This window comes from Belliella pelovolcani, assembly GCF_900156785.1.
Classification (GTDB): Bacteria; Bacteroidota; Bacteroidia; order Cytophagales; family Cyclobacteriaceae; genus Belliella; species Belliella pelovolcani.
In genome coordinates this window covers 140,421-152,348 of record NZ_FTOP01000008.1, presented here as the reverse complement: position 1 = coordinate 152,348, position 11,928 = coordinate 140,421, and the positions used below count along the sequence as shown (strand labels likewise).

Sequence of the window (11,928 nt, the reverse complement as noted above, 5' to 3'; positions counted from 1 at the left end):
ATTATACCCGTATGACTGAGATTTTATATGACGAGATTCCATCTCTAGATTTAGCAGATTTTACATCTGGAGATGCAGCAAAGAAAGCAGCGTTTGTTGAAAAGTTGGGACAAGCCTATAATAACATTGGCTTTGCTGCGATCAAAAATCATGGATTGAGCCAAGAGTTACAGGAAAAATTGTATGATATCATAAAGAGATATTTCCAACTTCCTGATGAAGTAAAAGTAAAGCATGAAAAACCGGAAATTGGCTATCAAAGAGGATATACAGGAAAAGGTAAAGAGCATGCAAAAGGTAGAAATACAGGTGACTTGAAGGAATTCTACCATGTGGGGCAGGAGTTGTCTGATATTCCAGATAATGACCCAATCAAAGCCGAATATCCAGAAAACGTATGGCCAAATGAATTGCCAGAGTTCAAAGAAATCGCTTTGGAAACATACAAGACTTTGGAGGCAGCTGGCAAAAATATGCTAAGAGCCATTGCACTTTATTTGGAGCTTCCTGAGGATTATTTTGAAGATAAGGTGGCTTATGGCAACTCAATTTTGAGACAAATCCATTATTTCCCAATTACCAATCCTGACGAGGTACCAGCTGATGCAGTACGTGCAGCTGAGCATGGTGATATCAACTTGATTACGCTATTGATGGGCGCAAGCGCTGATGGTTTGCAAGTATTGAGAAGGGATGGAAAATGGATACCAATCACAGCACTTCCAGATCAATTGGTAGTGAATGTAGGCGATATGCTAGAAAGATTGACTAACAAGAAACTTAAATCTACCATTCATAGAGTGGTCAATCCTCCGAGAGAACTGATGAATACGAGCAGATTCTCAATTCCATTCTTTATGCACCCTAGATCTGAGATGGATCTCACTTGTTTGGAAAGTTGTATTGACGAAAACAATCCTAAACAATTCGAAGACGCAACAGCTGGAGAGTTCCTTGATGAGCGTTTGAGAGAACTAGGTTTGAAAAAATAAGGTGACAGTCAAGAAAGTAAGATATTACCTTTATCTCAAGGATGTACTTTTACTTTCCGTGACAGCATTTGGAGGCCCTCAAGCATTCCTCGCCATGGTGCTAGAGCTCATGGTGAGGAAGAGGGGCTACATCAGTGAGCAAGAATTATGGGAGCTCAATGCTCTTTGTCAAGTCTTGCCTGGGCCGACTTCTACACAGACTATTTCTGCCATAGGATATAGAATTGGGGGGGCAAATCTAGCTTATCTTTCACTTTTTGTCTGGATATTGCCTGCGACTATTTTGATGATTGGAGCGGCTTTCTTGATCGATTTTTTACAGGAAAATACACCAGGGGCATTAAACTTCGCCAAGTTTATCCAGCCGATGGCCATTGGTTTTATCATCTATGCTGCACAGAAGACCATTTTCAAAATGGTCAAAACTGCAGAAGCCACTGTTTTGATGATGTTGGCTGCTTTTATTTCGTTTTTCTATAACTCACCCTATGTTTTTCCTATTTTACTATTGGTAGGTGGACTGGTGACTTCTATGAATTATAGAAATCATCCCCGTGAAAAAGGTGATAAAAGATTAAAGGTCTCGTGGTCAAACTTTTATTTGTGGGCTGGGATTTTGATACTTGCTGCGGTATTGGGTGCATTGACAAAAAATCAATCTGTCTTATTATTTGAGAATTTTTATAGAAATGGTAGTCTGATTTTTGGAGGAGGGCAAGTCTTGGTGCCTTATTTATTCACTGAATTTGTAGAGTTCAAAGCGTTTCTCACTTCTCAGGAATTCCTTACTGGTTATGCGATTTCTCAAGGTATGCCAGGGCCGACATTTAGTATTAGTTCTTATGTAGGAGCACTATCAATGCGAGAGTATGGTATTGCGGGCTTGTTGACAGGTGGTCTGGTAGCTGCGGCAGGGATATTTCTGCCGGGTACATTTCTGATTTTCTTTGTGATTCGATTTTGGGATCAATTGAAAAAATATAGGCCAGTACGTGCAGCATTGGAAGGCGTGAATGCCGTAAGCTGTGGCATGCTAATCGCAGCGGCCTACTTACTGTTTGAGCCTTTGGATGCGAACTTGTTCAATGTATTGGCTATTTTAGGTACTTACCTTTTGTTGAATTTCACCAAGCTTTCCTCACCTTTGATTATTGTTATTGGGATTTTGGCAGGAATTGGCTATAATTTGATTTTTTGAAATCATGGATTTTGTGAATGTTTTGCAGTAACCTAGGTATCGATTTTTCTAAGTTAAGGGATTTGTTTTTTTGATTTGTGAATCATTATATGCCAGTGATAATTGTTCTGTATGTATAAAACTTGTTCTTTAGGAACACAGAACAAGGATGAAAATTCCAGATGGATTTTATAAACCATCTAGAATTTTCAGGAAATTTAAAAGTGGAATCGCCATGGTGTCATTGCTGATAGGATAGCTTTCGCTTCCACTATATACGATGTATCTGTCAGTTGCTTTGATATCCTCACAAGAAATTATAAAGCCCTTGGAAACCTTTGGACTTAAGGTTCTTTTGATTTCAATAGCGATCACCTTGGTTTTGTAAGTGATGACCAGATCGATTTCTGCTCCTGAAAACGTCCTGTAGTGCCAATACTCAGCTCCCTTTGGTAAAACAGATAGGATGTTTTCAATGATAAACCCTTCCCAGCTTAACCCCAAGATAGGATGGCTAAGAAGTTCGTCCATTTCGCCTATATTCAATAAAGCATGTACCAAGCCTGAATCCCTGATATATACTTTGGGACTTTTTACCAAGCGTTTGCCGACATTACTATACCAAGGCCTGATACTTCTCAAGAGAAGCAGGTCTTCCAGCAGTTCAATGTAGCTTTTGATAGTAGGAGAGCTGAGATCCATGCTACCACCTAGTTGACTCATGTTGAGTTGCGTTCCTTGTAGATGAGCTAGCATTGTCCAAAGTCTCCGAAGTCTATTTGCTGGGATAAATTGTGCTATTTGTGGAATATCTCTTTCTAGGTAGGTGGTGATGAAATTATTCCTCCATCTCAAGCTTGCTGCATTTGATCTTGCCAAGAAGCTATCTGGAAACCCACCTCTTAGCCACAATCTTTCCAATGAATTGTCTTCTTTCTGGACTTCCAAAAGATTTAGGGCGAATAGCTCTTCATAAGCGATCCTTCCCGCCAATGATTCAGATGATTGCTTGATCAATTCAAGAGAAGCTGATCCCAATATCAGAAATTGACCGTACCGGTATCCTTCTTTTCGCCTTTTGTCAATGACTCCTCGAAGTATTGGATAGAGCTCAGGTACTCTTTGGATTTCATCCAAAATGATCAATTTACCTTTGTGAAGGTCGAAATATTGCTCTGGTTCAGCCAGTTTACTTCTGTCACTTGGGCTTTCTAAGTCCAAATAAATAGCTTCTTTGTCTAATTTTGTGGCGATTTCCTGAGCGAGCGTGGTTTTCCCTACCTGCCGCGGCCCAAGGATGGACACGGCTGGGAAGTCTTGAAGTAATTCTTCTAGTTCCAACGCTATTTTTCTGTAGATCATCCTTGTAAATTTAAACATTAAATTTAAAATTTCAATGTATAGTATTGTAATTAACATTGAAAATTTAAAATACTATTTTAAATTTTCAATGTTATAAATCTGTGTAATCTATTCATTTAGCTTCTAAAGGCTATTTTTGTCTTTTTTAGATTTCCCTAGGTCAATTTTCAAAAAAGAACCAAAAAGAGAGGTGATCGCTGAAATTATAAAGAAGATTAGGCTGAAGGCAACAGCTGCATTTTTATCAATTCCGATGTATTCGTGACTATAGATGAAAACCAACTCTCTTGCACCAACTCCACCAATAGTGAGTGGCAAGACTGCTACGATAGATGAACATAAAAATACAAATTGATACTCGAGGATTTTTTGATCTATTCCTAAAGCGATTAGGATAAAATAAGCTGCTACCATTTGGGCTATTTGTCCGCCGATGGAATAGAGGTTTGCGGCTAAGAAAGAGGGTGTGAATTTTGGAAAAATAAATTTATGGATCAAAAAGAAGACTGGGTAGGTAATTAGAAGTAGAATAATGGAAATAGCCGAAATTGGTAATGCTGGAATCAAATTGATATTTATTTCTACAATGAGTATAAGGCCAAGTAAAATGAAAATTATCGCGACCAATCCTCCTAATCTATCTAAAAGAGAGGCCTGAACAAGCTGTTTGACTGGCGTTTTGAAATGCTTGTTCAGTAAATAGACTTTATATCCATCTCCACCAATTCCTCCAGGAAGAAATAAATTATAGAACATCCCGATTCCATAGAGGATGATGTTTTTCTTTTCACTTAATTGAATACCAATATTTTTGAAATAAAGATTGAGTCGGAAAGCAGTTAATATTTTGCTCAGCAAAAAAAGGAGAAATGCAAAAAACAGCCAAATTGGACTTGCTGATTTGAGTATAAGCCCAAGTTCATTGGTATCTACCTTTCTGAAGACCAAAAAAACAGCTAACCCGGTGAGGGTTAGCTTAAGTAATAATTTGAGCGTCTTTTTATTCACCTTGATAGACAGCTTTGATTTTATATGTTTTTTTATCCTGAGACTCAAAATAAGTTCTGATGATGATCTCGGCAATAATTCCTGTGGTGATCAGTTGGATCCCACCTAGGAGGAAAATAAATCCGAGCAGGAGTATAGGCCTCCCCCAAATATCAGCTCCCATGAGCTTTTCCACTAAAAGATAAAAATTAATCAATACTCCAATCAGAAAAGAGAATAATCCAAGTGTGCCGAAAATATGAATTGGCCTTTGGAAGTACTTCTGAAAAAAGAGCATCAAGATCAAGTCAGCCATGACTTTGAAAGTTCTGCTCAATCCATACTTGGAAGTGCCATGGATTCTTGGGTGATGTTTCACATCTACTTCTGTCATGCTTGCTCCTTCTTGCTTGGCAAGCACAGGAATGAATCGATGTAGTTCACCATATAAGCCCATATTCTGAGCAATCTCTGCCTTGTAGACTCTCAAGCTACAGCCGTAGTCATTCAAATAAACCTTGGTGCTGTGTCTGATGATGTAATTGGCAATTTTGCTAGGGAATTTTCTCAGGACAAATCCATCTTTTCTATTGGCTCGTCTTCCAGCTACGACACCCCAATCTTCATCTATGGCTTTCTGGAGCATTGCAGGGATGTCTGTTGGGTCATTTTGCAAATCTCCGTCCATTGTAGCGATATATTGACCTTGAGCCATGTCTATACCAGCAGCCAGCGCAGTGGTTTGTCCATAGTTTTTATTAAAGATGATAAGTTTGGTTCTGCTGTCAGCATATTTTTTTACTTCAGCAACAGTCCCGTCAGTAGAACCATCTTCAATCAAGATTACCTCGTAGTCTATGTCCTTGAGTGCTTCATAAGTAGCATCTAAGAGTGGTTTGATATTTTCTTCTTCATTGTAGACGGTGATGACTACAGAAATCAATGGCTTGGTCATGAAAATAAAATTTCGTCAAAATTACTCTTTTATCTCTAAGTCCACAAATAACCCAAGTTTTCTCTGCCTAATTCATTTTTTCATTTCGAAGTTCTTTAGTGAAAGGTTGATACTGTCCTTGACTAAAATAGTATCTTTGCAAGCAGACAAATCAAAAACATGTTGACTGAAAAGCGTTTTTCTATTTGGGGGCTGATGTTGGCCTTTGTAGTCTTGGTAGGGCCTTTTGCATTGAGTTTTCACATGCATTATCCAGATGAGATGTATTATTCGGATGCTGCTGTCAGGATGCTTCAGACTGGAGATATTCAAACTCCCTACCTTGGTAGTGAAGAGCTGAGATTCAAAAAGCCAATTTTGACCTATTGGTTTGTTTTGGCAGGTTTCAAGCTTTTTGGTGTTACTCCTTTTGCTTCAAGGATTTTCTTTTTATTGGCTGGAGCTGCTACAGTCGGTTTTGTATATTGGGGAGCTCGAGTACTGTTTGATGATAGGAGGGTCGCCAGACTTTCGGCAATTATTATGGCTTCCCAGCCAGTATTGATTTTGAGCGCTACACGTTCTATACCTGATGTACTACTCGGGATGTGTATGGCGATTTCGACTGTTGGATTTTTAGGATTCATCAAGTATGGCGATCAAGCACCAAAACGGTTCCACTGGCTGTTGTTTGTAGGACTAGCATTGGCCTTTGAGGTCAAAGGACTCCCTGCAGCTGCTTTGGGAGGATTGGGCATGGGTTATTTGTTATTGAACCCTTGGCAGAGGATCAGTACTTCAAAGCTGTTTTATTTACCAGCTGTTTTGACTGGTTTGATCATTGCTTGCTATTGGTTTGTTGCTATGTATTGGGTTCATGGCCCCATGTATTTGGAGTCTTTTATAGAAGACCAAGTGGGTATTCGAGTGGGTAATAGGTTTTTGCTATTAGTCAAGAACTTCGTATTAGCAGCAGTACTTTTGATTGTGCTTTTTATACCTTGGTTTATTTTTGGGTTGAAAAAGATCAAAACCCAATCTAAAAATCTATTTCTTCAAAATTCTGCATTTGTAGGCTTGGTTGTACTTTGGGTATTGGCTATTGTCTTGATGTCTGCAGGCGTGACTAAGTTTTACGAAAGATACCTGTTGCCTGTATTGCCCTTAGCTAGTATTTGGCTAGGTTGGTTACTGATTGAAAACGGTGCTTTAAATTGGACTAAATCCCTTAAGTTTGGTTTGTTATTTTTTCTTACACTAAATTTATTTGTGCTACTAATAGGTATATATTTTAATACCTTTTTGGAAAGTAACTTTTGGGTTTGGGCTCAGTGTTTATTTGTTTTTTTATTTCTCTTTTACCTTTACCTAAAAAGAAATCATTCAGAAGGTCTGCTTCTGCTAATTGCGTGGAGTGTTTTATTACTCTTTTTTGGAGCGAGTATTTCTACTTATCAGATTTCTTTGCCAGATGCTGGTCAATTAGTCAAAGAGTATGTTGCCGACAAGCAAATTCCAGAAGGGAGTAAAATAGCATTTATCGGGCACCTTCATACTGGAAGTAAGATTAGGATTGGTTTAGGCACACAATTTTACATGATTGATTTGAACCCTGATGATTTTATGGATCAGCTAGGACAGTATGATTTTATCCTTGTCGAAGACAAATATCTAGAGTTGATACCACAGGATAAGTTTAGCTTCGATACTGCTGCTATCAATTGGGATGCAAAGTTTATCAAAGAGATGGCGCAAAGTCTTTGGGTGAACAATTCTCAAGAAGTAAAAGAGGCTACCGGCAAAAAATACTATTGGGGGACACCACTTTAATTAATATTCTCCAGTATCTAATTCTTCGATATGATTCAAATTTGCAAGTATTGCAATTGTGTAGGTTTTGACTGTGTCTCCTCTATGAATGGTGTAAAACTTCTCTGTTGATATCAAAGAATCAAAACCTAGTCTAACCGCTTCCTGAATTTGATCTTCTTTGGTTATATATATGCCTGTATAGTTTTTTTCTTCGAACTGTTGAATGCCAGGCCATAAGTCAAATTGATTTTTTCTTCTACCTAGGTTGATAGTATAAGTTTGAGGATTTCCTTGCATATAGAAGGCCATTTCTGAGGCAACATGATAGTTGTCACTAAAGATGAATTGGCGATCCAGCTTTAAAGAATCAATCAGATGATCTAACCTTGTGCCCATTTCTCGGTACCCAGCCAATCGCATCATGGGGTCTTTGCTGGGCTTTAGGACTTTTTTGAATCCTATGGCATCAAATGGAGCAGGAAAGAATAGAACCAAAAGTAAAGCACCTGTAATTAATCCGCTGAACAAAGTGTATTTCTTCCAATGATATGAGGCTTGATATACTGCCTTAGCCATCAATGGGGCTAGTGTAAGCATTGCAAAAGCAGGCCAATTGACATTGACATTTTTGAAGATAGACATGCCCAGAAATAGTCCCCAAACAACAGTAGTTGGTAAAATCAGAAATAGGTTCTTAGGGGCTTTCAAAAAACTTAATTTTCTAAGGCTTAGAATCAAAACAGGAATGAAAAAAGGAGAAAGAAAGCCGAGTTGACCACCAATATATTCTCCCATAAATTTCAATGATTGGGAGGTGTCAAAACCACTTTTTTTTCCTTCAACACCACCAAGTGTCCCCACGTGTTTGAAAGTAACCCAGTCATTCTGAATATTCCATACAATAATCGGTATCAGCGAAAAGCAAGAGACTAGGACATAGATCCAAGGACCTTTGCTGAAGAATCTTTTTGGCTCAACAAGCAAAATATATATCCCTAATATTGGCAGGGTGAGTACCATGATATTTTTGGATAGTATTCCGAGTACTGTTGCTATACCAGCCCAAATCCACCATTGTGTATCATTAGATATCCAAGCTTTCCAGATTAAGTAGAACGCTAGAATCCAAAAAAAGTACAGAGAGGAGTCTGTCGTATGAAATATAGATCCTAAATGGAAAAAAGGCATTACCATCAACATCAAAACTGCATAAAGGGCAATCTTTCCTTTTTGAAATAATAGAAAGGTGAATTCAAATATGACCCATGCAGTGAGTGAGCTAAATAAGATTGCATTGAACTTGATAGCGAATTCTGTATCTCCAAAGACTCCAGTGCTCAAGTAATTATACACTGCAATCATCAATGGCTTGGAATAGTAGTTCCAGTCAAGATGCTTTGACCAAAGCCAATATTGTGTTTCTTCTGTAAATAAGCTTAAAGTGGAAAAGTGAAAATAGAGTAGCTTGAGCAGGCCAACTATTGATATAAGCCCCAAGCTAAGCTTCCTGTAAAAGTTAATGTCTTTCATATGCTAGATTCAGACTACAAATATGCAAAAAAAGAAGGCCTTCCGATTAAAGAAGGCCTTAAATTAGTTGATGGGTTTATCATTGATTGGCAAGTACTACCTTTTCTTTATACTTTTTGATCTGTCTTCTTAGCGCTTCTACGGCTTCATCTGCTGCAGCCTCGAAGGAATCGCTCTGATGTTTGGCGAAAAGTTGTTTGCCTGGGACATTCATTTTGATCTCTATAATTTTATTTTCATTCTTTTCGTTTTTATCTAATCTCATAAAAACCTCACCGTCAATAATTCGATCATAGAAAGTGTCAAGCTTGTCAGCTTTTCTTTGGATGAAGTCTGTCAGCTTACGATCAGCATCGAAATGGATGGAATGCATTTGAAGTTTCATAACGGTATTTGTTTATAGTTGAACTTATATTAAGCTTTAGGATGTGCTTGATCAAACACAGCCTTAAGTTTTTCCATAGAATTGTGAGTATACACTTGAGTGGCAGCAAGGCTAGCGTGTCCGAGTAAGTCTTTGACAGCATTGAGATCTGCACCTTTATTGAGTAGGTGTGTAGCAAAGGTATGCCTAAGAAGGTGCGGGCTTCTTTTTGAAGTTTGCGCAAAAAGATCTAAATAATGTCTGACAATGCGATAAATCTTCATGGGGTATGCCGGGCTCTTATCTTTTCTAACGATAAAATAGTCACTCTGGTCTACAAATGAAAATGTTTCTTCAAATACTTTTTTATACGAAATTATATTCTTTTTTAAGGTATTTGTTAGTGGTATTATTCTTTGTTTTTTTCTTTTTCCGAGTACTCTAACGCTGTCTTCGAGTAGGTTGATATCTTTCCATCGTAAGCTCAGAAGTTCACTTAACCTGACACCTGTCAGGTAGAGAAACTCCATAACCATTCGATCTCTTTGCCCTTCGAAGTCTGGTGCGTATACATCTGATTCTAGAATTTTTTCTATGGACTCTTCTTGGACAAACTCTGGCAATCTTTTAGGGGTTTTGAGGGCTTTAATCTTATAGGTAGGATCCTTGGAAATTTCTCCAGACCGCATCAAAAACTTATAAAAAGATCTTAAAGTTGCGATTTTACGGTTGACTGAGTTTGGGCTGAGTCCTTGTTCTACCAAGTCTATGATCCAAGCCTTGATTTCAGCATGGTCTGCTTGTGTAATATCTTCTTTTTCAAATGAAATATTACAAAACTCTTGAAATTGCTCGAGATCTTTCTGATAAGCGAGTACGGTGTGCTTGCTTGCCCTTTTTTCATGCTCAAGAAAATTGATAAAGGAGTCTATCATGTATGGTAGTTCTACTACATTAAGTTAATTGTTTTAAATGAGATATGATAGAAATGGATTGAAATAATGTGGGAGGGCTTCGTCTGGGTGTATTTTGCAACTACACCTAAATATCTTGACTAAGTGGTCTCTCGTTGTTGAATACGAAATTTTAAATTCCAAGAATAGGAATGCATAGATGAAATCTACGCCTAGGGATCATCCCATTTTTTGAGAAAACCTGGGAGTGCTTAGTCTGGGTGTAGTTTACAACTACACCAAAATATCTTTAGCAAGTGGGTTTATTTTTATTAAGAGAGGAATTATAAATTCCTAGGATATTGAAGCGTAGATGAAATCTACGCTTAGGGGAAGGCATTGTCTGGGTGTAGTTTGCAACTACACCTTAAATATTTTAATTGAGAGGATTTGATTTGCTTAAAAAAGGTTAATAAAAAAAGCGCATCCACTTTCGGTAGATGCGCCATTAGAATGTATCTCAAAAAGATAGCAAACAATAATTAAATTATTTTGCTTCTTCTGTTTGAAGTCTCTGCTTGTAGGCAGCTTTGATTCTTTGCTCTCTATTTTTTACAGAAGGCTTTACAAAGTGTTGTCTAGCTCTAAGTTCTCTTACAGCTCCAGTTTTATCAAACTTCTTTTTGAAACGCTTAAGCGCTTTTTCGATAGATTCGTTTTCTTTTACGTTGACTATGATCATATGTATACACCTCCTTTCAGGGAGGCAAAGGTAGTGAATATTATTTTGTTATCTAATTTATGATGAATAAAATCTTCATATGTTTGGTTTGAGAACCTTTGTCTTAGGGAATAAATTTGGAAATTGGAGCTTGCCATTAAGCTCTGTGTTTGAATAGGCGTCCGTTTTGGGTTGTTCTTTTTTTAGTTTCAGGTATTTGGCATACTTCATATAAGAGAAAAATGCCTGCATCAGTGAAAATGTGAGACCGTCTACACCATTGAAAATTCCACTTTTGAGGAAATAGCAACGAAAGAAGGAATATATGCCATGTATGACAGGACTAAGCGCAAAAATATTTTTGTTTTGCTCCAAGTACTCCTCTGCTTGCCAATTTGTATATTGATTGTATTTCGAAATGATTTGGTGAAAACTATCCCATCCATAGTGAATTAAATGGAGGTTTGTTCTTTTCATGTTTTGAGCCACCACAGACTGATGAACTTTAGCAGTGGCTGGTTGTGCTGTTTTTTGATTAAAAAATCTACAGGTATATGAAGGGTACCAGCCTGCAAAATCAATTCTTTGATCTTTTAGGTGATTTTTCCTTCTAAAATTATAAGCGTCATAAGGAAGACTAAGATATTGCTGAGATTTGATAAATTCATAGCTATCCAAATCTAGCCTCTCGTCAGCATCGAGATTCAAAATCCAATCATTTTTACAGTATTGTAGACCAAATATTCGCTGCTGCCCATCTCCTAGAAAAGTTTGCTCGACCACTTTGGCTCCTAATGAAAGAGCAATTTCTTTGGTTTTGTCTTTGCTATAGGAGTCAATGATGATAATTTCATCACAGACTAATGAAAGCGATTCTATACACTTTGCGATGTTTTTTTCCTCGTTATACGTGATGACGAGACCACTGATCTGAAACATTTCACCTATAATTGTAAGATTTGTGAGATATGCTATTATTGGATTTCTTTGGTCAAAAAATTTTGGCAAACACAAAAAATCTGGACCTGTTATATTTTTTGACTAAGGCAAAATTACAATAAGAAAAATTATAATAATGATATTCTGGTAGCTATTTTATCATCTAAATTGAAGTATACTTCTCTAGTTAAAAGTTTTTGATGATGATTTTTTAGAA

The 11,928-nt window shown here is 37.5% G+C and carries 11 protein-coding genes; 3 read left to right on the top strand and 8 right to left on the bottom strand.

What is annotated here, in order from left to right; genetic code table 11:
• Positions 1-11: 11 nt before the first annotated feature.
• Together BW935_RS10745 and chrA are read left to right on the top strand one after the other, a co-directional pair.
• Positions 12-992, top strand: a complete 981-nt coding sequence (locus tag BW935_RS10745) for an isopenicillin N synthase family dioxygenase (RefSeq protein WP_076501323.1) — start codon at positions 12-14, stop codon at positions 990-992.
• A gap of 1 nt (position 993) precedes the next feature.
• Positions 994-2,190: a chromate efflux transporter gene (gene chrA / locus BW935_RS10740; protein ID WP_076501321.1), complete on the top strand. Its 1,197-nt coding sequence runs from the start codon at positions 994-996 to the stop codon at positions 2,188-2,190.
• A gap of 168 nt (positions 2,191-2,358) precedes the next feature.
• Here chrA and BW935_RS10735 read toward each other — a convergent pair whose 3' ends face one another.
• The 3 genes from BW935_RS10735 to BW935_RS10725 form a co-directional block, all read right to left on the bottom strand.
• A complete protein-coding gene (locus tag BW935_RS10735; protein WP_245802686.1) occupies positions 2,359-3,549 on the bottom strand; it encodes an ATP-binding protein in 1,191 nt (396 codons plus the stop codon).
• Between the two features lie 105 nt (positions 3,550-3,654).
• On the bottom strand, positions 3,655-4,539 hold the full coding sequence (locus BW935_RS10730) for a lysylphosphatidylglycerol synthase transmembrane domain-containing protein (RefSeq protein WP_076501448.1): 885 nt from the start codon (positions 4,537-4,539) through the stop codon (positions 3,655-3,657).
• On the bottom strand, positions 4,532-5,473 hold the full coding sequence (locus tag BW935_RS10725) for a glycosyltransferase family 2 protein (protein WP_076501313.1): 942 nt from the start codon (positions 5,471-5,473) through the stop codon (positions 4,532-4,534). Before BW935_RS10725 ends, BW935_RS10730 begins: the two co-directional genes overlap by 8 nt.
• Before the next feature lie 159 nt (positions 5,474-5,632).
• Between BW935_RS10725 and BW935_RS10720 the strand changes: the two genes are divergently transcribed.
• Complete coding sequence (locus tag BW935_RS10720) at positions 5,633-7,282, top strand: ArnT family glycosyltransferase (protein WP_076501312.1); 1,650 nt, start codon at positions 5,633-5,635, stop codon at positions 7,280-7,282.
• Here BW935_RS10720 and BW935_RS10715 read toward each other — a convergent pair whose 3' ends face one another.
• The 5 genes from BW935_RS10715 to BW935_RS10695 form a co-directional block, all read right to left on the bottom strand.
• On the bottom strand, positions 7,283-8,794 hold the full coding sequence (locus BW935_RS10715; RefSeq protein WP_076501310.1) for an ArnT family glycosyltransferase: 1,512 nt from the start codon (positions 8,792-8,794) through the stop codon (positions 7,283-7,285).
• Positions 8,795-8,873: 79 nt separating this feature from the next.
• Complete coding sequence (gene hpf / locus BW935_RS10710; RefSeq protein ID WP_076501309.1) at positions 8,874-9,179, bottom strand: ribosome hibernation-promoting factor, HPF/YfiA family; 306 nt, start codon at positions 9,177-9,179, stop codon at positions 8,874-8,876.
• Positions 9,180-9,208: 29 nt separating this feature from the next.
• Positions 9,209-10,093: a tyrosine-type recombinase/integrase gene (locus tag BW935_RS10705; protein ID WP_076501307.1), complete on the bottom strand. Its 885-nt coding sequence runs from the start codon at positions 10,091-10,093 to the stop codon at positions 9,209-9,211.
• A gap of 505 nt (positions 10,094-10,598) precedes the next feature.
• On the bottom strand, positions 10,599-10,793 hold the full coding sequence (rpsU, locus tag BW935_RS10700; protein WP_076501306.1) for a 30S ribosomal protein S21: 195 nt from the start codon (positions 10,791-10,793) through the stop codon (positions 10,599-10,601).
• A gap of 75 nt (positions 10,794-10,868) precedes the next feature.
• Positions 10,869-11,711: a glycosyltransferase family 2 protein gene (locus tag BW935_RS10695; RefSeq protein ID WP_076501447.1), complete on the bottom strand. Its 843-nt coding sequence runs from the start codon at positions 11,709-11,711 to the stop codon at positions 10,869-10,871.
• Between the last annotated feature and the right edge of the window lie 217 nt (positions 11,712-11,928).